The sequence below is a fragment of the Pseudoalteromonas sp. 2CM41L genome, from assembly GCF_023161905.1.
GTDB lineage: Bacteria > Pseudomonadota > Gammaproteobacteria > Enterobacterales > Alteromonadaceae > Pseudoalteromonas > Pseudoalteromonas atlantica.
In genome coordinates this window covers 67,124-91,400 of record NZ_JALNTN010000019.1, presented here as the reverse complement: position 1 = coordinate 91,400, position 24,277 = coordinate 67,124, and the positions used below count along the sequence as shown (strand labels likewise).

At 39.0% G+C, this 24,277-nt stretch carries 24 protein-coding genes and 1 pseudogene; 15 read left to right on the top strand and 10 right to left on the bottom strand.

The features are described from left to right. Nucleotides 1–66 precede the first annotated feature (66 nt). From MTF64_RS17790 to MTF64_RS17775, 4 genes and pseudogenes are all read left to right on the top strand, one after another. A complete protein-coding gene (locus MTF64_RS17790; protein WP_248452196.1) occupies nt 67–756 on the top strand; it encodes a hypothetical protein in 690 nt (229 codons plus the stop codon). Nucleotides 757–855: 99 nt separating this feature from the next. Beyond that, a complete protein-coding gene (locus tag MTF64_RS17785; protein WP_248452195.1) occupies nt 856–1,212 on the top strand; it encodes a hypothetical protein in 357 nt (118 codons plus the stop codon). A 76-nt stretch (nt 1,213–1,288) separates the two neighbouring features. Beyond that, a pseudogene (locus MTF64_RS17780) lies at nt 1,289–2,261 on the top strand (transposase). Between the two features lie 489 nt (nt 2,262–2,750). After that, nucleotides 2,751–3,554: a Stf0 family sulfotransferase gene (locus MTF64_RS17775; RefSeq protein ID WP_248452194.1), complete on the top strand. Its 804-nt coding sequence runs from the start codon at nt 2,751–2,753 to the stop codon at nt 3,552–3,554. A gap of 112 nt (nt 3,555–3,666) precedes the next feature. Here the strand turns inward: MTF64_RS17775 and MTF64_RS17770 are convergent, their stop codons facing one another. Both MTF64_RS17770 and MTF64_RS17765 read right to left on the bottom strand, forming a co-directional pair. Beyond that, nucleotides 3,667–4,698: a methionine synthase gene (locus MTF64_RS17770; protein ID WP_248452192.1), complete on the bottom strand. Its 1,032-nt coding sequence runs from the start codon at nt 4,696–4,698 to the stop codon at nt 3,667–3,669. Nucleotides 4,699–4,727: 29 nt separating this feature from the next. Continuing rightward, complete coding sequence (locus MTF64_RS17765; protein ID WP_248452191.1) at nt 4,728–5,702, bottom strand: DUF1852 domain-containing protein; 975 nt, start codon at nt 5,700–5,702, stop codon at nt 4,728–4,730. Between the two features lie 556 nt (nt 5,703–6,258). Here MTF64_RS17765 and MTF64_RS17760 point away from each other — a divergent pair. The 4 genes from MTF64_RS17760 to MTF64_RS17745 all read left to right on the top strand — a co-directional run bounded on the left by MTF64_RS17760 (nt 6,259) and on the right by MTF64_RS17745 (nt 9,035). Then, on the top strand, nt 6,259–7,272 hold the full coding sequence (locus MTF64_RS17760; RefSeq protein WP_248452190.1) for a DUF5924 family protein: 1,014 nt from the start codon (nt 6,259–6,261) through the stop codon (nt 7,270–7,272). Nucleotides 7,273–7,343: 71 nt separating this feature from the next. Next, nucleotides 7,344–7,580, top strand: coding sequence for a hypothetical protein (locus MTF64_RS17755; protein WP_096041770.1), 237 nt, complete (start codon nt 7,344–7,346; stop codon nt 7,578–7,580). A gap of 17 nt (nt 7,581–7,597) precedes the next feature. Next, nucleotides 7,598–8,053, top strand: a complete 456-nt coding sequence (locus tag MTF64_RS17750) for a hypothetical protein (RefSeq protein ID WP_248452189.1) — start codon at nt 7,598–7,600, stop codon at nt 8,051–8,053. A 76-nt stretch (nt 8,054–8,129) separates the two neighbouring features. Beyond that, a complete protein-coding gene (locus tag MTF64_RS17745) occupies nt 8,130–9,035 on the top strand; it encodes a cation diffusion facilitator family transporter (protein WP_138685729.1) in 906 nt (301 codons plus the stop codon). 13 nt (nt 9,036–9,048) lie between these two features. Here the strand turns inward: MTF64_RS17745 and MTF64_RS17740 are convergent, their stop codons facing one another. After that, nucleotides 9,049–10,248 carry an Nramp family divalent metal transporter gene (locus MTF64_RS17740; RefSeq protein ID WP_248452188.1) on the bottom strand — a complete coding sequence of 400 codons (1,200 nt, stop codon included), beginning with the start codon at nt 10,246–10,248 and terminating at the stop codon, nt 9,049–9,051. 429 nt (nt 10,249–10,677) lie between these two features. Here MTF64_RS17740 and MTF64_RS17735 point away from each other — a divergent pair, with 429 nt between their 5' ends. Both MTF64_RS17735 and MTF64_RS17730 read left to right on the top strand, forming a co-directional pair. Further along, nucleotides 10,678–11,478 carry a hypothetical protein gene (locus MTF64_RS17735; protein WP_248452186.1) on the top strand — a complete coding sequence of 267 codons (801 nt, stop codon included), beginning with the start codon at nt 10,678–10,680 and terminating at the stop codon, nt 11,476–11,478. A 157-nt stretch (nt 11,479–11,635) separates the two neighbouring features. Further along, entirely contained in the window at nt 11,636–12,295 is a 660-nt protein-coding gene (locus tag MTF64_RS17730) for an NAD(P)H-dependent oxidoreductase (protein WP_054982492.1), read from the top strand. 60 nt (nt 12,296–12,355) lie between these two features. Here MTF64_RS17730 and MTF64_RS17725 read toward each other — a convergent pair whose 3' ends face one another. Beyond that, nucleotides 12,356–14,371 (bottom strand): TonB-dependent receptor, encoded by a 2,016-nt coding sequence (locus MTF64_RS17725; RefSeq protein WP_248452185.1) that lies wholly within the window; start codon nt 14,369–14,371, stop codon nt 12,356–12,358. A 235-nt stretch (nt 14,372–14,606) separates the two neighbouring features. Between MTF64_RS17725 and MTF64_RS17720 the strand changes: the two genes are divergently transcribed. Next, nucleotides 14,607–16,424, top strand: a complete 1,818-nt coding sequence (locus MTF64_RS17720; RefSeq protein ID WP_248452183.1) for a serine/threonine protein kinase — start codon at nt 14,607–14,609, stop codon at nt 16,422–16,424. Between the two features lie 55 nt (nt 16,425–16,479). Here the strand turns inward: MTF64_RS17720 and MTF64_RS17715 are convergent, their stop codons facing one another. Together MTF64_RS17715 and MTF64_RS17710 are read right to left on the bottom strand one after the other, a co-directional pair. Further along, a complete protein-coding gene (locus MTF64_RS17715) occupies nt 16,480–17,004 on the bottom strand; it encodes a hypothetical protein (RefSeq protein ID WP_248452179.1) in 525 nt (174 codons plus the stop codon). A 23-nt stretch (nt 17,005–17,027) separates the two neighbouring features. Then, nucleotides 17,028–18,023, bottom strand: coding sequence for a YHYH protein (locus MTF64_RS17710; protein ID WP_248452178.1), 996 nt, complete (start codon nt 18,021–18,023; stop codon nt 17,028–17,030). A gap of 164 nt (nt 18,024–18,187) precedes the next feature. Here MTF64_RS17710 and MTF64_RS17705 point away from each other — a divergent pair, with 164 nt between their 5' ends. After that, a complete protein-coding gene (locus MTF64_RS17705; RefSeq protein ID WP_004586517.1) occupies nt 18,188–18,619 on the top strand; it encodes a DUF3859 domain-containing protein in 432 nt (143 codons plus the stop codon). A gap of 255 nt (nt 18,620–18,874) precedes the next feature. Here MTF64_RS17705 and MTF64_RS17700 read toward each other — a convergent pair whose 3' ends face one another. From MTF64_RS17700 to MTF64_RS17690, 3 genes are all read right to left on the bottom strand, one after another. Continuing rightward, complete coding sequence (locus MTF64_RS17700; RefSeq protein ID WP_004586518.1) at nt 18,875–19,291, bottom strand: VF530 family protein; 417 nt, start codon at nt 19,289–19,291, stop codon at nt 18,875–18,877. 73 nt (nt 19,292–19,364) lie between these two features. Next, entirely contained in the window at nt 19,365–20,354 is a 990-nt protein-coding gene (locus tag MTF64_RS17695; protein WP_248452176.1) for an MDR family oxidoreductase, read from the bottom strand. Nucleotides 20,355–20,404: 50 nt separating this feature from the next. Further along, nucleotides 20,405–21,037 (bottom strand): TetR/AcrR family transcriptional regulator, encoded by a 633-nt coding sequence (locus MTF64_RS17690; RefSeq protein WP_248452175.1) that lies wholly within the window; start codon nt 21,035–21,037, stop codon nt 20,405–20,407. Between the two features lie 609 nt (nt 21,038–21,646). Between MTF64_RS17690 and rmf the strand changes: the two genes are divergently transcribed. Beyond that, entirely contained in the window at nt 21,647–21,817 is a 171-nt protein-coding gene (gene rmf / locus MTF64_RS17685) for a ribosome modulation factor (RefSeq protein ID WP_004586522.1), read from the top strand. Nucleotides 21,818–21,887: 70 nt separating this feature from the next. Here the strand turns inward: rmf and fabA are convergent, their stop codons facing one another. Further along, nucleotides 21,888–22,403 carry a bifunctional 3-hydroxydecanoyl-ACP dehydratase/trans-2-decenoyl-ACP isomerase gene (fabA, locus tag MTF64_RS17680; RefSeq protein ID WP_004586523.1) on the bottom strand — a complete coding sequence of 172 codons (516 nt, stop codon included), beginning with the start codon at nt 22,401–22,403 and terminating at the stop codon, nt 21,888–21,890. Nucleotides 22,404–22,607: 204 nt separating this feature from the next. Here fabA and MTF64_RS17675 point away from each other — a divergent pair, with 204 nt between their 5' ends. Together MTF64_RS17675 and MTF64_RS17670 are read left to right on the top strand one after the other, a co-directional pair. Further along, nucleotides 22,608–23,465, top strand: coding sequence for a 6-carboxytetrahydropterin synthase (locus tag MTF64_RS17675; protein WP_024033642.1), 858 nt, complete (start codon nt 22,608–22,610; stop codon nt 23,463–23,465). After that, on the top strand, nt 23,458–24,276 hold the full coding sequence (locus MTF64_RS17670) for a M23 family metallopeptidase (protein ID WP_024033641.1): 819 nt from the start codon (nt 23,458–23,460) through the stop codon (nt 24,274–24,276). The genes MTF64_RS17675 and MTF64_RS17670 overlap by 8 nt, the downstream gene beginning before the upstream one ends. Nucleotide 24,277: the final 1 nt, after the last annotated feature.

Sequence of the window (24,277 nt, the reverse complement as noted above, 5' to 3'; positions counted from 1 at the left end):
TTTTTCACCCAAATTTGTATGCTTATTAGCATAACATTTCTTTCTTAATGGGTGGCCAAATTAACTATGCCACTACAGGTAAATAAATTTAAAGAATCAGTACTTAAAGAAAAATTTAATGTTACTCAGCAAAGGCTAAAGAGTCGCATTGAAAACGCTTTTAAAGTCGATAAGAAGAATAAAACAGCCACTTTAAAAGATGGCAAGTTATCTCAACAAACATTAGAAGCTATCCAACATATTATGGGGTTTCTAGTTTCTGATGTAGCATTTACGCAAGAAGAATTGATAACCGAGCTTGTAAATGTCATTGTTTCGAACAAACTTCAAATAGACAAAGATCTATTTCTAAAGCAATCAGATAAAATTGCTCTTTGTACACTTCTATTGTTGCATAACGCTACTTTTGATTTTAAAGGTCATAAACTTGGCTATACCAAAATAAGCACAGAGAAAGAGTCAATTTCTTATAATACAAAATTTGTCGATGCAGATGAAAATGAAGTAGAGCATATCGAGTCTTTTGGTAATTTGCATGTAACTGGTTGGGTGGTACTAAACAATAACGGCAAAGATGTAACTATGGGTCATCCTATTATGTCTACAAATTTAGACGCTGAAACTTGGTGTGTAGAAGAACTGTTTCATATAGAACCATTTAATGATGACATGCCAAATCACATGTGCAAAAGAATAAAACTTAAGGGTGATTTAACTATTTCGGACTGTTTTCGCATAGGGGAAATTGCCGTTTAACAAGTCGTTTAAAAGGACAAAAAAACAGTTGGCTTTTGCTCCTTCGTCGCTAATTTTAGCCAACAATTCTTTGCCTCTTAACGAGGCGTTAGTTTTCTTATGATGATTCGTTTTATATTTTTAAGTTTGTTTATGATTGCAGGGACAACTATGGCTTCAAATGAAATAGGAGCACCTGAAGGAGTTTCGGCTGAAGATTGGGAAGCCTACCTAAAGCACAAAAAGGATTGGGAAGCCATGCTTCAGCAAAGGTTTGAAAGTGAACTCAAAGCGAATCCTCCTTTACCTCCTTGGGAAAAATTCCCTGAATATGAACCTAGCAATATATTTTGGCGAATGGGAACAGGTGAAGAGTATCTAATCGATTATTTTGGCGTTTATTTAAAGTACGCAAGTAAAGACGATATTCAAGCATATAAATTGAAATACCCCGCTCCTAATAAAAAAATAAATTAGACACCCAACTTAAATTTTGCTCTTTTTAAATTGAAGACTACGTTTTAATCAGTGTGAAAAACGAGCAGGGTGTCTTATGGCAATTGCAAGAAAGCGACAAGTAAGTTTGGTTGATACAAAATACTACCATTGTATTTCACGGTGTGTTCGTCGTGCTTTTTTATGTGGGGAAGACCGTTTTACTGGTCAATCTTACGAGCATCGACGAGGGTGGGTTGAGGATAAGTTGCTTGAATTAGCTAAGGTATTTTGTATCAACGTGTGCTTATGCCGTTATGAGTAATCACACGCACTTAGTACTGTATGCAGATGATAAAAAAGCGAATAGGCTAAATGATAAAGCGATTATTATTCGCTGGCATAAACTCTGTAAAGGCACATTGTTAACACAAAAATACATACAGGGTGAAAAGCTAAGTAAAGTTGAACTTATCTTTTTTAATCAAACAGTAAAGCAATACCGAGAGCGCCTATCAAGTATCAGCTGGTTTATGCGGTTGTTAAATGAAAACATTGCTCGCAGAGCAAATAAAGAAGATAACTGCACAGGGCGTTTCTGGGAAGGTAGATTCAAATCTCAAGCACTTCTTGATGAAGCAGCACTTGCAGCCTGTATGGCCTATGTCGATTTAAATCCCATTAGAGCTAAAATGGCTAACAAACCAGAAGAATCAGACCATACCAGTGTACAAAATCGCTTAACATGCGCGGCAGAAGGTAAACAACCTAAGCAGTTACTACGTTTTGCAGGTATGCCACGTCAGATTATGCCTAAAGGACTGCCGTTTGAGCTTAAATCGTACCTTGAACTCGTTGAGCTAACAGGGCGAATAATGCGAGAGGATAAGCTTGGGCATATAAATAATATGACCATTCCTTTGTTAGAAAGGCTTAATATATCGCCTGAAAACTGGTTAAAACTTACCACACAATTTACGCGCGTATTTCATGGTGCAGTAGGGAGGCCCACTTCACAAGCAAGTTACTGTGAAAATTTAAAGCGCAAACGGCGTTCAAATATTAGCAATTGCGAAAAGCTACTCGCATAAATTAAAAATTACTCAGTAAAAATTAAAACTGCAATCTTGCAGTTATTTTCATGCGTGTAATTCAGGTTTGGGAATGCTAATGACTTCTTTAATGGATGAAATACAAGTGACTCATGGTTTATTAGCTCGCCTTTTTTTAGTCAGTACAAAATAGTTATCGATTTTGCTATTTGTACCCTTAACTAATAAGGCCCTAGAGGTTTTTAAAAATTGGATTGTTATTTAAAATTCTCTGTTTATTTAAAATACGGATCTAATATATTTTCAATACGATAGGATTTATCGTTTTTTTAACAAAATTATAGAATGTAGATTATTCTGAAGAATAATGCGTGTGTACAATATTTAAACTTTTTAATCCCTTTATTATCAATCTATTGCACTATATATGTTGCTAAATGAAAATATACAATATTTACAAGCCTATTCTATAGGTGTAGTATTTTTAATGATTTATTATTATTTTCACTAAACAACAAGGATCTGTTTATGCACTTATATGAGGAACAGTTTTTAGAAGAGCATGATTACCCACGAGTTTCTAAACCTACAAAAGTGCTTATTATCGCATCAACTGAACGTTGTGGTAGTCATATGCTTGGTCATGCTTTACATAATACGCATGCGTTCGGTTTTCCCCTAGAATATGCGAATCCTGCTAATTTAAAAAAATGGAAAGAAAAATTTAAAACCGATGATTTTTATGAGGTTTTAGATGAGATACAAAAACGCAGAACATCACCCAATGGGGTATTTGGAATAAAGTTACATTATCAGCACATTGAAGAGTTTGGTGGATTTGAACAATTAGTTAATTATTTTCCTGATGCTTATTATGTTTTGTTATCAAGAGAAAATGTGCTTAATCAAGCTGTCTCTTTATCAATAGCAAGCCAAACTGGGGTATGGATTGCGGGGCAAGAGCCTGTAAACGAGAACCCTGAATATGATTACTCGAGTATTGATAAAAGTCTTAAAAGTATTATTAAAAATAACTCGTCTTGGCGATATTCTCTCGCGGCGAGTGACTGTAATTATATGGAAATGAATTTTGATAATGTCAAAAATAATTTGGATAAGACTATTTCTGATATCGCTAAATTTATGGGGGTTTCCGTAAATGTTGAAGATATTCCTACTGAACAAGTTACGAGTAAACAAAGTAATAAGCTAAACAAAGAATGGGAAGAACGTTTTTGCTCAGAGTTTAACTTATCAAGTAAATTAATTTCTGAACAAAAACCTGAACTTATAAAAAAGATTAAGAAAAAGGTTAAGAAAGTGTTGTCTTAATTTGTATATTTATAGGTTAAGCGATTTTTTTCTCGATTTTTTATATTTAATGGCCCATTAGTAAAAATATACTAAAGGGCCAATTTAATGATAGTCACTTTAAGATAAAGCTTTACTGCACTAATAGCTCTTTTCTTACTATTTCCGCGCCTTTGCTCAATGCATTAAGCTTAGCGTTTGCAACTTCGCGCGAAAGCGGGGCCATGCCGCAGTTTGTGCAGGGGTAGAGTTTGTCGGCATCTACAAACTGTAGGGCTTTGCGTAAAGTAGCGGCTACTTCTTCGGGTGTTTCTATTTCATTGGTGGCAACATCAATAGCGCCTACCATTACTTTTTTACCGCGAATTAGTTCAAGTAAGTCCATAGGTACGTGTGAGTTGTGACACTCAAGTGAGATAATATCAATATTTGATTGCTGTAATTTAGGAAAAGCTTCTTCGTACTGGCGCCATTCATTGCCAAGTGTTTTTTTCCAATCGGTGTTGGCTTTAATGCCGTAGCCATAACAAATATGCACAGCAGTTTCGCATTTTAACCCTTCAATTGCGCGCTCTAAACAGGCAATGCCCCAATCGTTTACTTCATCAAAAAAAACATTAAACGCGGGCTCATCAAATTGGATAATATCAACACCTGCGGCTTCTAGTTCTTTGGCCTCTTGGTTGAGTATTTTGGCAAATTCCCAGGCTAGTTTTTCGCGGCTTTTGTAGTGGTCGTCATAAAGTGTATCTATCATGGTCATTGGGCCGGGTAGTGCCCACTTTATAGGTTGGTTAGTTTGCGAGCGCAAAAACTTAGCGTCTTCTACAAATACAGGTTTTTGGCGGCTAACAGGGCCCACTACGCTTGGTACACTTGCATCGTAACGGTCGCGTATTTTTACGGTTTTTCGTTTTTCAAAATCAACACCGTTAAGGTGCTCTATAAATGTAGTTACAAAATGTTGGCGTGTTTGCTCGCCATCGCTCACTATGTCAATACCAGCGAGTTGTTGTGAGTGAAGTGCAATGCACAGGGCGTCTTTTTTGCCTTCAATAAGTTCGTTGTTTTGAAGCTTCCACGGCGACCAAAGTGTTTCTGGCTCTGCAAGCCATAAGGGCTTTGGTAAACTGCCTGCTGTAGATGTAGGTAATAATGTTTTCATAATAAGAGTGGCCCTTTATTAAAATAAGGTTAAACGTTTGCTGATGTAAATTGCTCAAGCACTGATTTATACGGTTTTATAAAATGCTCTTCAGCAAACTTGCCTTGCTCGGCGGCTAATTTACTGCGCTCATCTCTGTCGTAAATAATTTGCGTGAGTGAGTGGTCGGCATTTTTTAAATTAGGCTTAAAGGCGTTACCCGCTTTGGCATTGGCGTTATAAATTTCTGGGCGATAAATTTTTTGAAAGGTTTCCATTGTGCTAATGGTGCTTATTAGCTCAAGGTTGGTGTAATCGTTTAGTAAGTCACCAAAGAAAAACAAGGCAAAAGGTGCGGCACTATTTGCAGGCATAAAGTAACGCACCTGTAGGCCCATTTTTTTAAAGTATTGCTCTGTTAACGAAGATTCGTTTGGTTGGTATTCAATACCTAAAATAGGGTGCTCGTTGGCAGTGCGATGATAGGTTTTGTTATCTGACACACTGAGGCATATTACCGGTGGCTTTTTAAAGTGTTGCTTATAGGTGTTTGAGCTTACAAACGATTGAAATAATTTACCATGCAGCTCACCAAAATTATCGGGAATACTAAATTGTGGTTTATTTTTATTATGTTGCTGAAGTAACACGCTAAAGTCGTAGTCGCGAACGTACGATGAAAAGTTATTACCAACAATACCTTCTATGCGCTTGTTTGTTTTGGTATCAATAATATTCGTTTTTAATATTTCTATAGAAGGAAAGCTTTGGCTGTTTTCATCTAAACCAATATCTACAGAAATAATCTCAAGCTCTACGCTGTAGCGCTCAGCGGTTGGGTTATCCCAATTAGCAAGGGTGTTAAAGCGGTTGTTGATCATATTTAGCGCTTTTCTTAAGTTTTGTTGGCGGTGTTCGCCTCGTGCTAAGTTTGCAAAATTAGTGGTAATACGGGTGTTTTCAGCGGGTTGGTAGTTTTCATCAAGGCGCTGACTTTTAATATTAAATGTAATGTTTTTACTCATGGTGACTCTATCCATATTGTATATTTAAAACCTGAGCCTTTAGCGTGCTCAAAGGGTGGTTTTGTAATAAACAGGCTTAATGCTTATAAGCGCTGGCCGATAGATAATTTATACGTTGATTGGTGCTTTAATAAAAACGGTTTAATTTCACATAAAACATGAGTTTGATTCATTTATATAAATTAAATGTGTTACTGAGAGAACATAAACCTGTTTTTAGGCATGTAAAAAAATAGTGCAGCGTATAATATATAGGTGTTTAGACGTCTAGATGTGTTTGTTGTGGTAAATTCACGTTAAGCATTAATAAAATTCAGGCACGGCTGTAACCCTTATTTTAATTAACGCTTAAAGTTACAGTTTTAAAAATTACTGTAGTTTTACGGCGAGTTATAGGCACTTATTAATTAAGAAAGCGGTTAAAAGGGAGTGGTTTTTAATGCAACAACTAACAATAATACCTGCAGGCATCTATGTGTTGTTCATCTACGCTTAGTTACACTGATTTAGCTAACTTGATAATAATAAAGTACATTATGTACGGACACTAAAATAAATGAACAAACTAAAAAATCTCATTACTCAATTTATAGTGGCAATGCAAAAGCGACCAGGGCTATTAGCTGTATTGGCGTTTTGCTCAGGTGTTGCAAGCTATGTAATGGTTGATAGAAAAGAGTCTTTCTCGCAGGTTATTGCCATTGTTTTACTGGTGAGCTGGTTTTGGTTGATCATCGACAACTGGCTACGCGATAAAGTACAAGAGCGCTTTGGGGTAGCCGTATCTCCTAATGTAATGCGCTTTGCACTGCAAATGGTGCAACAAGAAAGCCTATTTTTTGCGTTACCGTTTTTTTTAGCGGTTACTCAGTGGGATCACCCACAAGCACTCTTTACATCGCTGATTATTATATGTGCCTTCATATCGGTAATAGATCCATTTTACTATAAAAAGTTAGCTAAAAACCGCACGCTGTTTACAGTATTTCATAACTTTGCATTATTTGTGGTTTTGCTTGTTACGTTACCTATTTTATTAAACCTAACTACGAGCCAAAGCTTAGCAATTGCGCTTGTAACCTCAGTGCTTATTACTTTACCTAGCTTAACAAACTTAATGCCTGATGCGCGCTGGTGGCGTTTTCCTATTTTAGTTTTAATTTTATGTGTAATAAGCGCCGGGGTTTGGCAGCTTCGCAGCTTTGTACCGCCAGCAGCTCTGCGTTTAACCGATATTACCTTGGCACATAAAGTAGATGTTGAGCATAAAAAACCGCTAGGTAGCATTGATACTCTTGATTTATATACACTTCATCATGAAGGGTTATACACATGGACCGCAGTAAAAGCGCCAAGAGGCCTAAACGAAAAAATATTTCATGTATGGATACACAATAAAAAAGAGGTCGACAGAATTACGCTCAATATTAATGGCGGGCGAAAACAAGGCTACAGAGCATGGACTCATAAAGTAAATTTTCCGCATGATGCTAAAGGTAAGTGGCAAGTAAAAGTGATAACTGAGTCGGGACAATTAATAGGGCTTACGAAATTTATTGTTACACCTTAACGCTATAAATTCGCTGATAATCAACTATAGATTTGATACGTTGTTTTTACATTACTTAATGGATGAGTGTTATGAGCATTGCTTTAGATATTGTTATGTGGCTAATGATAGAAACCATTTTAGGGTTTATTTTGTACTCTACCGGCTGTGCAATTTTAAACGTATTCACCTTTGGTAAGTTTAAAGCTGACATTAAAGATTATATGAGCTTTAAGGCAAATAAAGCTAAAAACGTTTACCTAATATGTTTACTTGGTTTTAGCTTTTACGCAGCGTTAATTGGTTTTGTTGCTTACCTAAGCCAATAACTTAGGTTTATAACTATATGAAGTTTAATAATCTATTGGTTATAGCGGGGGTTTTAAGTTTTATAGCGTCACTTTTACATATTGCCTGTATTTTTGGCGGCCCTGATTGGTATCGCTTTTTTGGTGCTGGTGAACACATGGCGCAGTTGGCTGAGCAGGGAAGTACGTATCCTACCTTTGTTACATTAATTATATCAGCCATACTGGCTATATGGGGCATGTATGCGCTCTCTGGCGCAGGTGTTATTTTAAAGCTGCCTTTATTAAAAACGGCTTTAGTATTAATAACAGGCGTTTATTTACTAAGGGGGATAGCAGGATTAATCGCTCCTTTTGTAACAACCAGTCAGTTAATTCATCACAACTCAATTGTATTTTGGATTGTAAGCTCAATTGTATGCAGTATTTATGGGCTGTTTTATTTATTAGGTACACTTAAACTTTTCCGAACACATACCTCATTAACCTTATAAATTAAACACAGCGAGCGCTAAAAATAGATTTTTCACAGCTCAGGTTAATCAAGTTATTTACTATGTAAGGAGCAACATGAGTCACGATCACAGCCATCATATTAGTCACTATAATCGCGCGTTTGCTATAGGCGTTTTACTCAATCTTATATTTGTCGTGATAGAAGCCGGGTACGGTTTTTTTGCCAACTCCCTCGCGCTTTTAGCCGATGCAGGACATAACCTAAGCGACGTGGTTAGTTTATTACTTGCGTGGGGGGCAAATGTTTTGGCAAGTAAAGCAGCTACCGACAAGCGCACCTTTGGCTATAAAAAATCAACGGTGTTAGCGTCTTTAATGAGCTCTGTTTTACTTATGGCTGCCCTTGCTAGCATAGCCTGGCATGCCATAGAGCGTTTTGAAAACCCTCAGCCGGTTACAGGCATGACAGTTATAGTGGTTTCGCTTATTGGTGTGGTAATTAACACATTAACTGCGTTGTTGTTTGTGCAGGGGCAAAAGCACGATTTAAATATTAGAGGTGCTTTTTTACATATGGCGGCCGATGCAGCGGTGTCTTTAGGTGTGGTAATTGCCGGCATTGTTATTTTATTTAAAAACTGGCAGTGGGTAGACCCTGTTGTAAGTTTGAGTATTGTCGTGATTGTGTTTATTGGCACGTGGGGATTATTTAAAGACTCGCTTAATTACGCCACAGACGCCGTACCCAAAAATATTAGTATAGAAAAACTAAAGCAGTATTTTTTAAGCATTGAGCATGTAACAGGTGTGCATGGGCTACATGTGTGGCCACTAAGTACCACAGAGTCTGCGCTTATTGTTCACTTAGTAACGGACAACAACGCATTAAATAACGACTTTTTAATTGAAGTACAGAGCCATTTACATGACCACTTTGACATTGAACACGCCACCATTCAAGTTGAAAGCAGCCAAGGCAGCGCAGGTTGTATGTTTAACCATGGGCATGCCCATGGTTAAACGTTAATTGGTTTTAAAAAATTAACCCTGATAGCTTGTAACAACTTAACGAAAAAATGAGTAGTAGCACGGGTAATATAACTACATTTAAAAGTGTTGAGTTGGTGTATTTTCCCATGACTGATTTTTGATTCACTAACCACACCAAATATGCGGTAATGATGGGCAGTAGTAATCCATTTGCAGCTTGTGCAAATATAATTACCGCAACAGGGTCAAGCCCCAGTGAGGCCACAAACGCACCAAAAGCTAAAATAGTAATGGCGACTGTTTTAAAACGGGTGTTACTCATTTCGCTTGACCAACCAAGCATGCCACATACCGCATACGCGCCTGCTAATGGGGCTGTTATTGCGCTGGTTAATCCTGCGGCAAATAAGCCAATAGCAAAAAAGTAATGCGCTGCTTCGCCAAGTAATGGCTCAAGTTGCACGGCCATATTTGCTGCACTAATTTTACCGGCATCGGTGCCATAAAAGGCAACAGACGCGGTTGATAAAATGGCAAGGGTGATCACCCCACCTAGCGTAATTGATAAACCTGTATCTAAGTTAGTTTGTTTAATAACAGTGTCTTTATCCCTTTTAGAATGATCTTGCGCTGCTAAAACACCAGAGTGCAAAAATAAGTTATACGGTACAATGGTTGTGCCAATGAGGGCCAATACCGTTGTAATTGAGCCAGTTGGCATTGTAGGTATAAACCCTGCGAGTACTTTAGCCATTGGTGGCGCAGCCATAATTAGGGTAGATATAAATACCAGGCTCATAAGGATCACCAGCAGTATTAATGCATTTTCTACCACTTTGTGCTTACCACTGTATAAAAGAATAGCGCTACATACAGCAATTAACGGCGTCCATATTTGTGCACTTACCCCTGGGAAAATACCAACTAGCCCCATACTTGCACCACTGAGGTTTCCGGCTTCATATGCAGCGCTACCCACACCAATTGCACTTATTACTAAAAAACTAGCAAGCGCTTTAAGATAAGGGGTTATAATGTGTGCACGTAACGCTTGTGCTAAATCTTGCCCTGTTGCTACTCCTAATCGAGCAGCCATAGACTGCAACAAAATAGTGGCAATAACCGAAAAAAGTAATGTCCAAATTAATGCAAACCCAAAGTTTGCACCGGCAACACTTGCCGTTGTGATTGTTCCGGGGCCAATAAATGCGGCTGTTACAAGTAATCCTGGGCCAAATCGCATACTGTTACCTTAATATTTGCTTTTAAATTTAGAACAACGTTTTATTACGTTGAACCTAGATTGCTGCCACTTTACGTGCCATGCAGCGAGAGCCCCACCTTGGCTAATTAACCTTAAACTCTGGGTAATTATTTTAATATGACTATCAAAAAGCCGCGTAGGATACCAACTTATATATAGATTTAAAGAGCCAAACGATTACCTGCTTGTTAATTGCACAATATGCGCGAGTTATATTTATAAATCAGCCATGTGCGTTGTTGGTTTCTCATTTTTATCCTACCTTATAGATTGTAAAATGAGCAAGTTACTTAGTTTTTTAATGATGTGAGCCATTTTTTAAATAAATTGTTTAAAAAGGCATCTTTTTATTGCTGAGCTTCGTTAAATAGCACTATTATGCGCAACTTTTTGGTTTTGGACCTTTTAATGAAAACTAATTTAAAAATCTCTCACTTGATCTGCATTATGTCGCTGGCTTTAGGTACGAGTAAAAGCGCTGCGAATGAATCGCTACACGAGCTTGAGGTAGGTGTAGGTGGGAATATAAAAAGCGTTGCACACCCTGATCACGAAAATGAAAAATTAAATATTCATATTCATCCTTTATGGGAAAGCCATTATGTGACAGAAGGGCGCGATAACTTGCCCGGTAGCGCTTTAGCCTCTATTGCGGGCGAAATAAATTACAATGACTTTACGTTTATCCCTTGGTTAGCAACAGACACTGATAATGACTACGATGAGCTAAATTTAAATGCTATTTATTCAACTGAGCTTGCAGAGCACCTAACTTTGTATGCAGGTTACAACCATATAAAAGCACGCGAGGAAGGAGTAAATTCCCATGATAATGAGCTTAGCCTAGATATAAGCTATGCATATGATTGGGATATACATGCAATGGCGAGTATTTACCACTCGTTATCGCTCAGTGGCTCTTTTATAGAGCTGGCAATTACAAAAGAGTATGCATTTAGTGATTTAATGCGATTGGAGCTGCAAACTGCGGCGGGTTTTAATAGTGGTTATGTAAGTGATGGCCACAATGGCCTTAATAACGTAAAACTTGCTGCTAATTTATCTTATCAACTATTAAATAATGTCATGCTATCTGGCTATGCCAGTTACAGCGTTGCAATAAACAAAGATGCTGCACACTATAGCGGTGATGAGCATTTACGCTCCTTATTTTGGGCAGGGCTTGGTGTTAGTTATCAATTTAATTAGGGGAGATTAGGCGTAAGCATTAAAGCGTAAGTGATGGCCCCCTTATTAATTTTTGTTTAGAGTGCTAAAAATTGTGCAAACAAATAAAAGTCTCGCATTTTTAATATGTTTTAGGTTTAAGGTATAGTGGGTACAACACTCAATTAAGGAGGCTTTTATGAAATTTTTAGTTTTTTTAGGCACCGTTAGAGATAGCACACCCCCTAAGCCAGCACGATTAGGAGAGCGAGTGGCTGAGTCATGCCTCAAATGTTTAAATCAGCGCTACAGCGAGCACGAGTTTGAACTTATAGACGCGCTCGACTTTCCTTCAGAAGATGTATTTAAACCTCATTTTGCCTATGCAAAAAGCCAAGCTCCAGCACATTTAACAGCCTTAGCAGATAAAATTACCCAAGCAGATGGCTATATAATGGTAAGCCCAGAGTACAATCATAGTATGAGCCCGGCATTAGCTGATTTGCTAAACCATTTTGGCAGCTCGTTGTTCTCGTACAAGCCAAGCGCTATTGTCACCTATTCGGCAGGGCAATGGGGAGGATTACGTGCGGCAATTAGTTTACGTACCTTTTTATCTGAACTTGGGTGTTTACCTGTCTCTGCAATGGTTCATGTACCAAAGGCGCAAGAGGTGCTAAATAGCGATGGTTCAATGCAAGAGGGTGAAGAAGAAAAATCGTGGTTTAATTATTATTCGCGTACTTTTAGCCAACTGATGTGGTGGGCACAGGCGAGCAGCCAACATAGTAAAAACGTAGATCCCCACGCTATGTTAAAAAGTTTTAAAACAGCGCCATCTCAGCGAAATGCACCTTAAAAAATGTATTAAGGTGCGCTTTTATATGTATACTGTTTTTATATACAGTGTTTTGCTCGGTTAAAACAATAAGCTAATTGATAAGCGGGCTGTGCGAGGCTCAATAGGATGAAAGTGGTTATCTTCTACACCTTGTGCAGGCTCGCCCGGTAAGCGCGAAGCGTAGTAGTAATCTATATCGTGATCGTTACTATCAAATAAATTCAGTAGTTCAAAATCGACTTTCCAGTGAGTTTGTTTATAGCTAATAGCACTATTAACTACCGTTAATGGTTCAGAGCGAATATCACCATAGTCAGAAAGCGTACGTTTACCTATGTGGCGTACTCTAAATGATGATTGCCACATTTGACTTATATGCCAATTTAAACCTGCACTTGCAACAACAGGTACTGCGCCTTCTATATAGTTTTTGTCAGAGTTTATATTTAATCTTGAATGAGTAAACGAGGCTTCCATGTCTAGGCTAAAGCGTTCATTAATCCAGTAATACGCGCTTAGCTCTAGACCATAACGTTTTGATGCATCACTTGGCTCTGTATTACCCGCATCACCTACAAATAAAAGCTCTGAGTCGAGTGTAAGCCACCATAAAGCGGCTGATAAATTAACGTTTTGATCATCGGCAAAACGCAGGCCTAGTTCAGCACCTTCACTTTTTACCAGTAAATCTACTTTTTCGGAATTTTGTTGGCTAACAGGGTCAATATTAATGGTAGTGCCGCGGGCATCGTTTGAATGAAAAGACTGCCCCCAGTTTGCATAAGCGACTAACAAATCAGTAAGTTTATAATTTAAACTGCCTTTAAAGCTTACTAAGTCATCGTTTGCTTTGCCCGAATTTACCTGTGTGATACTGCTTACATCGGTATCAAAATAGTCGTACCGCACGCCTGCTGTTGCCTCTAATTTAGGTGTGAAAAGTATTTTTGTTTGCCAATAACTCGAATAGCTTGTTTGTTTTATGGCATCTTGTCTTATTGTATTGAGTCTCTCTCGCGCTTTAGTGTTATAAAGTCCTACCTTGTCTATATCGTCATGGCGAACCTCAAGCCCTGCAGTGTGCTGCATATTTAAACCAGCAGTAAGGGAGTCTAATTGATAACTTAGCTCACCACCATAAATAGTGCGGCTATCTTGTTGGTTAAACTGATCGCCATTTATAGGGTCGTTTAAAAAATAGCTAAAGTTAGAAAACAGTGTTAAATCGTAATTTATGGCATAAATACTGGTTTTTATATGCTTGCCTTGCCAAACACTTGATAGGCTATAGCGACTCGAACTCCCCCCAAGGGTGGTATCAAGCGACCCTAAGGGTGACGTTATATTTTGTGACACTGCGCGCTGTGGAATTTGATCGGCTGATTGCCATGTGTTGTCGTAGGCCATTGCTGTAATAGATAAATCTCCATTTAAAGCTTTGCCAACATAACGAAGTAGGGCATTTTTTTTATTTACGTTTTCGTTTATATCATCCCATGGGCCATCGTAGCCTTGCCACTCAGCTGCTGCTATTAACTTGGCATTAGATACATCAACCGCACTAAGCACAACTGCACGTTTATAGTTATCTTCACCAATGCTTAGCTCTATTTGCTTGTGCTTTAAGTTATTAGCTATATTAAATTGCGCACTCCCCGCACTTGAAAAGTCGCCTTGTGTAGCGCTGTATGATCCTTTTTGGTAATTTATAGTTGAAATAGCTTCTGGAATAATAAAATTAAGATCGGTATAACCTTGCCCGTGTCCATGGCTTCGCATATTTATGGGCATGCCCTCAATGCTGGTGGCAAAGTCGGTGCCATGATCTAAATTAAAGCCTCTAATAAAGTATTGATTAGCCTTACCCGAGCCACTGTGTTGTGTAACCGCCATACCTGGAATAAGCTCTAACATTTCGGCGCTTCTGAGCATGGGACGCTGCTGTATTTCTCCTTGACCAATAATACCGCTTGAGGCACTGATAGACTCGCCAATTAAACCATCTCTATGTCCATAAACAGTAAGGGTCTCTATATTCGCGTAGCTGCTAGTGCTATATAACGTGCTCAGTGTAAGTAAGGCTAATCTATTCATCGCTAAAATCCCTATGTATTTACTATCTATAATAAGCAGATAATTTAAATACGGCTTAGCTGATCGATTGGATGCAACATTTGTTATCAAGGTGTAATGGTGCATGTTTAGCACTTAGCTAGTGAGCTTTTTAGGTATGAGTAAAAACTACCTGGTGAGTATTGTAATCTGGCTATATAACACTAATAATCATGTGGCTAACTCACTATTTAACCTATAAAACAAAGAGCCTGTATTGAAAGCCAAAGGAATTCGCAATTTTTATATTAACGAAGAGCAATCTGTTTATTTGCTGTCACATAGAGATGCCAAAAAACACCGTCAATGGCTTAATATTTGTATTAAACAACTGACAGCACTTGGCTATAAAAATGTAGAGATGATTGGGTCAGGCGCGTTTGGGTTTGTGTTTGCTGGCAATGACGAAAATGCCTTACCTTGGGTGTTTAAGTTCTCGCGTATTACGCTTGCCCAAAGCGTGCGCGACCGCCTAGAAGACGAAGCGTATATGCTCTCGCAAATTAATAACCCGCTAGTGCCCACCTTTTATGCTTTTGAGCGTATAAAAAAGCAAGGTATTTTAATGATGGCCCGCGCCATTGGAGAAGACCTTGAAAAAGTATCGCTAAAAAAAGGGCGTTTTAGTGCCGCCCATATTATGCAATTAGCGGTGCGGCTGCGTAATGTATTAATTGACCTGCGTAATCATAAAAATGGTTTAACCCCTCAACCTATAGTGCATGGCGATATTAAACCTTCTAACTTGGTATGGGATGAGCAAAGCGATGCGCTGTCTTTAGTTGATTGGGGAAGCTCTGTTTACGCACAGGTTGATAGTAAGGGTGAGCCTATAGCCAGTAATTTTATGGATTTAATGTCGGGAGATTTAAGCACTACTAATGCCAGAATGGGCGATGTGTATTTTATAGGTGATGCGCAAATGTCCGGTGAGCAGTCATCACCACGCTTTGATGAACAAGGTGTGGCTTCTACTTTATATGCACTTGCCTCCGCTCAGTCGTGTCGTTTTGGTGCGCAAGCCATTCCTGCAAGCTCGCTTGGCTTACCCAAAGAGCTTGCCAATGTAATTGATGGCATGCTGTCTAAAAATAAAACCATACGCGATGGCGCAGGCGATTACTTTATCCGTAACATTACCAAAATGGCTAAGGCGTATTTACCTGAGCTTAAAAAAGCGGAGCCTCGTCCTGCTATTCCGTATTGGTTTGGTAAAGGCGATAAGCCCGACACCGTAGTATATAGCTCGCGAAAACAGTTTTTACGACAAGCCGATCATAATCAACAATTGCTTGATGTAAACGATGCTCAATTAGATCGCTACTACAAAGAGTTTTTGTTTGATACCGGCGATACCGAAAAAGCCTTTTTGGCCTCTATCAGCCGCCTAGCTAAATATCCTGTAGTGGGTGGATTGAGCTTTCATTGGAAAGATGAGTCGTTGTTTGTTGAGTCATCGCTTATTATGCATGATGAAAGTTTAAAAACAGCCTTTACCGATGCCATTAATAATACCGTGATGCTTGCTCAAGCAATAAGTCAAAAAGGTTTATTTAAGTGTTGTTTATTTGATGCGCGTAAAACTATTCAATTAGAGCGAGATGGAACCGGGGCGTTTAAATTTGATAATCTCCCTGAGCTTGATTATGAAGTTGTCAGTATGAAGGCAAACGAAATTGCACGTCCACATTCTTACTTTGAAGACGGTAAAGACCCTGATGAGCAGCTGCAACTTCCTAAAAAAGTGATTAGATGCGTGTTTGAGCTAAACCAAATTCATCATACTGGCTGTATTATATTTGAAGCCCTGCCAGATAGAATGAAAATACACCATTACTATCGCTTACTCGATGAAAGCAAAGAAGTAGAGTTTAAACGGTTACTTAATAAATTAATGCAGTATGCAGTTAATATTACTGATGTAGGGGTAGCAGGATTTATGAAGCTTCCTTATAAAAACACTCGCGAATTTTCGCTTTGCGAAAAACAACCAGAGAATTTCTTTCCTAAAAATCCAAAATTATTAGCGCAGTAAAAATAAAAAAGGGCAGCTTAATATTAAGTCTGCCCTTGGCTACTTAATTGTTAGTTTAAAACACTGTGCTAAAAGGCGTACGCGGTGTTAAGGCAAACTGATGAGTCATTTTTTGCTGTTTGTTAGTGGCGGTAATGTGGTACTTATTTAAATCAGGGTTTTGACTAAATAACCTAACGTTTAATTTTAGCTGTGCGCTAATATCGGGCACTGTATATCGGCCCGTAATCGTTATGTACTCAATGTTATTAGTATCAGTATGCGACACTTCAGGGTTTAGTAATAAGCCCTCTAAAGAAAACTTATAATGATGATCGTTTAAATAAACCCCTCGCATTATAGTTTTGCTGATTTGCTTTTTATGGGCGTTAAATTCATCCATAGATACTTTTTTATTTAAATCATCATCAAGGTTATTAAATGCAGAAATAGGCAGCGAGAGCACAATAAAGGCATGGTTATCAATCACGTTTAATGTTCCGTGTTGAGCCACTATTAAATGTGCATAAACAACCGGTGCTATAACAATGTTGGCCACTAAAATAAGCGCAACCAGTGCTTTTTTATGTAATTTCATCATGCTCACTTTGCCTATAAGTAAATTTATAGCTCGCCTTTAACACAGCGTTGAAAAAACGGATAAGTATCGGTTGCATAGTAATGGTATATGCCTTGTGGAAATTCAGGGGTCACACCAAAGCGCCCGTTACACTCATCTAAATCGCCAGAGCCAGCTACATACTCCCAATCTTGTGCAAAAGTTCCCAGTGGATAAATATCGGTAGAAGGGCGGTTATCGCTTACAGTACTAATATGTTGGTAGCTACCTGTCATCACTTTAAGTGACGAACTTGCATCATCCGCGGTGCTATAGCCATAACGCGCATAAATGGGAAACCCATCAGCCGCCCATGCAATTAGAGTCATTGTTGAGCTGTTGCCGCCTTTAAGGGAGATAAATCCCTCCGGCATGCCATGATAATGATATGTGCCATCGGGCTGTACGTGTGCGTTGTTATCGTCAGTACCAAAACTAAAGGTATCTTGGCTTAGTGCTTCAATACTCCAGTTGCCACTGTTATCGCCAAGCGAGCAATTATCGCCAGAGTCATCACAACTGCCGCCGGTACCGGCATCAATTTTAACGCCATTTAGTACTATGCCTAACACGCCCCGAGGGCCGCCCATTAAGGTTGCTGTATCGCTTTGTATAGGCGTTAACGTAAAGCTCTCACTCACAGTTTGCTCAGAAATGGTGTTTGGATTGTCGGGGTTAGGAAACGTGCCCACATCATGATCTGGAATGCCATTAGCAACTACATCGCGTGTTGTACCTGTGCATGCCCAATCAGCAGAGCTGGTGGTTTGCACTGATGTTGAGTCGTTGTATTCATTGTAACTGTATTCACATAGCACTTGCTCGGTTGAGCTGGTGCCACTTGTTGCTGTTGTACTTTCACTGCTTGAACTTGTACTTTCATCAGTGGCGGTTGTTAGGTTTTGCTCATCACTGCCACATGCAACAAGAGAAGAAATTGCTGCGCTTAAAAACGAAATTTTTAATAGTTTAACTTTATTACATAGAGAGTGATTCATCATACACAGCCAATTAAGTACTAATTGACGCTATTTTTGATCTCAAATGTGCAAGCAATGTGCAAAAATAAATCAACATTGAGTATGTTTGTTAATCAGGTGATTTTACTTAAGCTGCATGTATTATAAAATCAGTGCATTAACAGCCTAAAGTAAAGAATGGTGTAATGGCAAAATCAAAACCTGAGGTGTCGATTCAAAGTTGTGGGATTTATTCTACATGGGATAGCAAAAGTAAAGCATTGCCACAAATTGAGCAGTTTACAACCAATGTAATTGCCAAGCTTGATGTTGAATTTGGTTTAATAATTAATATCAAAAAAGCAAAAGGCGAAAAACTTCACTTTTGTATTTATCACCCCGATATACCAGACAGTAATGGCGAAATAATGCCGCCCTTTGAAGGCGTTGAATACATTAAAGAGAACGACTGGCAGTTTTATTTAGGTGATACGCTGTGGGAGCCTATTGAAAATAAATTAGGTGATTGGCGAATGACACTCACCCTAAATAATAAAATTATTGCCGATAAAACATTTAACGTTGCACTTGAAGAGCAAGGCTCTGTTAATGATTTTTGGCGTAAACGAGGTTACTAAGCCCTAAAACTGCAGAGCTAAAAAAAGCCAATATACATTGGCTTTAAAAATATAACTTAACCTGAACTCTGGTTAAGAGATATACCAACATAATTTATCATGATGATCTTTAAGCTTAATTCTCTAGCCAGCGGTTTTCGGTGAAAACAAGGCGAATTTACGCGTCAATAGCTAGCCTATTGCAAGTAAATTCAACGCTGTTAGCGCTGAAAATAGCTGCTAGAGATAGATTTATTATCCAGAGTTGAGGTTAACTTAGTTACCCCACGGGTTAGTTGCATTTGAGCGTTGTTTTCGTGCCCTGGCGCGTTGTTTAGTGGCCTTTTTTTCCATAATTCGCTTTGCATCACTAAAACTTAATTCGCACGGCTCCCCCGGTTTATGATCCGCAGGAATAACTCTATCTCGTGGTGGTAACTCGTATTGCACATCGTCGGGTTTAGGTAAGTTTTTAAGGCGGTATAGGTAAAAGTTATCTACCTTTTCTTGTGCCCATTGTGTTTTACGTAAAAACTTAACCGCCGATTTTACATCTGGGTTGTTTTTAAAACAGTTTAATTGCAAATAAGCGTGTAGTAGCTCCCACCCATATTGCTCAACCAGTTCTTCAACCACTTGCTCTAATTTTACGCCTTGCAGTGGGTTATTACTGTAAAGATCTTGGTTGCTCATAGGTGTTGCCTCATTAATAAAAATACAAATGCCATTATAAATTTAATAACGAGGCTTTAATAGATAAAATTGCTTAACTTTGGCAATTAACAACTACGCGGCCGCGAATTTTACCTTCCATAAGTTGCTCGGCATTTTCGATTACTTGCTCAAGTGTAATTTCGGTTGAAATTTTATCAAGGTAATCGGCTTTTATTAAGCTTGCTAGTCTGTCCCATGCTTCTACTCTGTCTTTTTTAGGGCGCATAACGCTGTCTATACCAATTAAAGATACACCACGTAAAATAAAGGGCGCTACTGATGCGGGTAAATCCATGCCTTGGGCTAAACCACACGCAGTAACCACACCACCGTATTTAAGCGATGCACAAATATTAGCAAGCGTGTGGCTCCCTACCGAATCTATAGCACCCGCAAAGCGTTCTTTTTGAAGTGGCTTACCTGGGTTTGAAAGCTCATCGCGGCTAATAATTTGTGACGCACCTAGTTCTTTTAAGTAATCGCTTTGCTCCATTCTTCCTGTTGCAGCGGTTACGTTATAGCCCAGCTGATTTAATAAATAAATAGCAAAGCTGCCAACACCACCGTTTGCACCGGTCACTAATATTTCGCCATCACTTGGAGTGATGCCTTGTTTTTCAAGGGCAATAACACTCAACATTGCTGTGTAGCCTGCGGTGCCAATTTGCATTGCTTGTTTTGGCGATAGCGCTGCAGGGAGGGGGATTAACCAATCACTATTAAGCGATGCCTTTTGTGCTAAGCCGCCCCAGTGTTTTTCGCCCACACCAAAGCCATTTAAAATTACATTATCGCCAACAGCAAATTCATCCGTACTTGTTTCACTTACTGTGCCCACTAAATCGATGCCTGGCACCATAGGAAAACTGCGCACAACAGGGCCTTTACCTGTAATGGCTAACCCATCTTTGTAATTGAGTGTGCTGTAAAGTACATCAAGTTGCACGTTTTGATCTGGTAGGTCACTTTGCTGCACTTCACTAAGCGCCGCAGCGTAGTTTTCGTCTTTCGTAATTACAATAGCTTTAACTGAGTTACTCATAACATATCCTTTTAGACCGATCGGTTTTTAATGGCTAATTAAAATGCGCATTAGGTGAGTAATGCGCGTAAAAACATTTCTGTATACAACGTAAGGGGTTTATTTGATTGGGTAAGTTTAGCGCGCATAACGGCGCCTTCCCAGCCAATCCAAAAATATTCACTCATAAGCTGCGTATCAACAGTTTTAGCAATCGTGCCTTGTTGCTGTGCTTCATTTAAACACTGCTCCACTTGCTGCTGCCATGCTACGTAGCTTTGTAGTAGGCGGATTTTAAATTCATCACTTAAATGATTGAGCTCTTGATTTAAATTGCCGACCAAACAACCGCGTTTGTACTGGTATTTTTGCATGCCCATAATGGCACTTTGCGTAAAGTGAATTAAGCGCTCGAGGGGCGGGGTATTGCTATCGGTTAAATATTTTTTGAGCTTAGTAATAAAGTAGTCATCGTAGGCATTTACTAACGCAATACCAAACGCTTCTTTACTTTTAAAGTAATGATAAAACGAGCCTTTAGGCACGCCGGCTTTTTTTAAAATGGTATCAAGGCCAGTTGCGCTAAAACCAAATTCGGTTAAGGTTTCTAGGCCAACCCTAATAAGGTGCGCTTTGGTATCGGCGTTTTCGCGAGGTATTTTAGGGGGTCTTCCGCGCCGTGCAGGTGCCTGAGCAGTGTTCATTATAAGTAACCCCTAATAGCCTTTTTTATAGTTAATTCATATTAGACCGATCGACTTTAATTAATCAAGCATAAATACCAATTGTTTAAAAATAAATCGTTAAAGCTGTTTTTTAAACAAAAGGGCAAATTGCAATAAAATCGTCATGATTACATTTTTGTTTGGAACTTAGCCAAAAAAGCTGTGTCGGATAAATAGGTCGTGTTGATTTTTGCTGGTTAAAGTTGCAGTGGAGTTTGGCATTTAGACAAGGCGATAATGCACCATAAATACCAACTATATGCTGCCCATTAGGTGCTTTCATTAAGCAGTTATTTAATCGCTCTAATGGAGATATTTAAATCAGCAAAGTAGAACACGCCTTAGCACATAAGTGCATTTAAGCGGTTAGATAGCCGTATTGTAAATTAAAGAAGCAGTACGAAATGAAGTGGTACGACCACTGTGTTTTTATTAATGTTAAATTATTTTTGCATCAGCATGTTAGTTAATGTCAAACAAATTAATTAATTTTGCTATTTGAATTTAACATTTTTATTAACTATTCATTAAATGTAGATTTCACTAATGCTACAAAATTTATAATTAAAAAAGGTGAGGATATTACCGATGAAGAGACAAAAAAGAGATCGTTTAGAAAGAGCTCATTCTCAAGGTTTTAAAGCAGGTTTAGCCGGGCGCTCAAAAGAGCTATGCCCTTATCAGCAAATCGATCCTAAGTCCGAATGGTTAGGCGGTTGGCGTGAAGCAATTGAAAACCGAAACATGTATAAAACCTAATTCATCAGATAAGAATTAACGTAAAAAGGCCTCCAACTGGAGGCCTTTTTGCATACATCCATTACTAATTTTAGAATGCGCTTGTGTCTTGAAATAAGCCCACTTTTAAATCTTTTGCTTCGTAAATTACGCGGCCATCTACTTCAACTGTGCCATCAGCCATGCCCATAAATAATTTACGCTTAATTACACGTTTCATATCAAGGCGGTATGTTACTTTTTTAGCGGTAGGTAAAATTTGACCGGTAAATTTAACTTCACCCACACCTAAAGCACGGCCTAAACCTGGGCCACCAGACCAGCCTAAGAAAAAGCCAACGAGTTGCCACATAGCATCTAGCCCTAAACAACCTGGCATAACTGGGTCGCCTTTAAAATGGCAATCGAAAAACCATAGGCTTGGGTCAATATCAAGCTCAGCTACAATTTGGCCTTTACCGTGCTCGCCGCCATCAGCAGTGATTGAAGTAATACGGTCCATCATTAACATGTTGTCGCTTGGTAAACGGCAGTTACCTTCACCAAACATTTCACCTTGACCACATAGGATCAAATCTTCTTTTGTATAGCTATTTTTAGGTTCCATAACACTTATCTTCGCTTAGAAATTGCCAAGTACTTTAGCGTACACTTGTACGCTAAACAACTCGGAGCAGTTGAAAAAAAGACTTTTTTGCGTGATTTATCGCCAATCAGTAGTGGCGATTGCTTTTTGCACTATAAAACCGCGCAATTACAATCAGAAATCATTATAATTACCCCTGACTTATAACCAGTTTAAAGGAAGTTTATGATCCTTTTTGTTAACTCACTAACAGTGATTGATTTTTCTTACTTATGTAACAAACGCGGCGCCGTTGGCGAGAGCTGGATTGTTGACTTAACGTTGCATGGCAAGCTAAATGAAGAGTCTATGGTGTTAGACTTTGGCTTAGTTAAAAAGCAAATTAAAGGCATAATTGACGACTGTTTAGACCACAAATTAGCAATTGCTAAAGGTTTAAATGGCACAGTACAAGAATTTGATTCGCACAAAACGCTCGATTGCACATTTGGTGATAACCACCATTTAGCAATGAGCGCACCACATCAAGCTTATTGCATGATAGATGCACCAGAAATTAGCGTTGAATCAGTGACTGAATTTTTAATCGACACTATTTTACCAAAACTGCCAGGAAACATTGAAAAAATTGAGTTATCGCTTAAACCAGAGCACAGCCAAAGTTTTTATTATCATTACAGCCATGGCCTTAAAAAGCACGATGGTAACTGTCAGCGTATTATTCATGGCCATCGCTCGCAAATTGGTATTAGTTTAGATGGTATGTCTATGCCACGCTTACAAAAGCAATGGGCAGAAAAATGGCAAGATATTTACTTAGCCACGCGTGAAGACCAAATCGCTGCAAGCGAATTAAAACACATAAGCGCTAAAAACGATGATGTGTGTTTTGCTTACACCGCTGCACAAGGTTACTTTGAAATGGCGATAAGCGAGTCACGCTGTGACATTTTACCTGTTGATACAACGGTAGAATGTATTGCTCAACACCTTGCTGAGCAGGTTAAGGCAGAATACCCAGACAAAGACGTAAAAATTACCGCTTATGAAGGCGTAGGAAAGGGATCGATTAGTTATGCTTAAAACTCTTTTAGCAACAGCGCTTGTAACCACAACTAGCTTTAGTGCATTAGCGCTTGAGCTAAAAGGGCACCTAACGCAGGGCGGCTTAGTGACAGGCAAGCTTGAAAATGTAAAGTCTGTATCGCTAGATGGTAAAACATTAAAGTTATCAGACTCTGGCAATTTTGTGTTTGGCTTTGGTCGCGACGCGAAAGCAAAACACGCCCTTACGTGGGTAGATAATAACGGTAAAACACACACGCAAGATTTAATGATCACTAAACGCGATTATAAAATTGATAAAATTACCGGTGTGGCTAAAAAGTATGTGTCGCCCCCTAAAGAAGTAAGCGCACGTATTAGCCGTGAGGCGCAAGCAATACGTAAAGCGCGCGCAGTTAACTCTGATTTACAGTACTTTTTAGACCCGGTATTAAAGCCTGCACAAGGACGTATATCGGGTGTTTATGGTAGCCAACGTTATTTTAACGGCGAACCGCGACGCCCACATTTTGGTTTAGATATTGCCAATAAAACCGGCTCGCCTGTTTATGCTCCGATTAGTGGCACCGTGGTGTTTGCCGACCCCGATTTATACTACTCGGGCGGTACGCTTATTATTGACCACGGCCATGGCGTTACCTCTACATATATTCATTTAAGCAAATTAGATGTAAAAGTAGGCGATACAATAAGCCAAGGCGACAAAGTTGCCGAAATAGGTGCGACTGGGCGTGTAACAGGCCCACACCTTGATTGGCGTTTTAACTGGGAAGGCGAGCGCCTAGACCCAGCATTATTGATGCAAGATAAGCTTGCTAATAAAAAGTAGA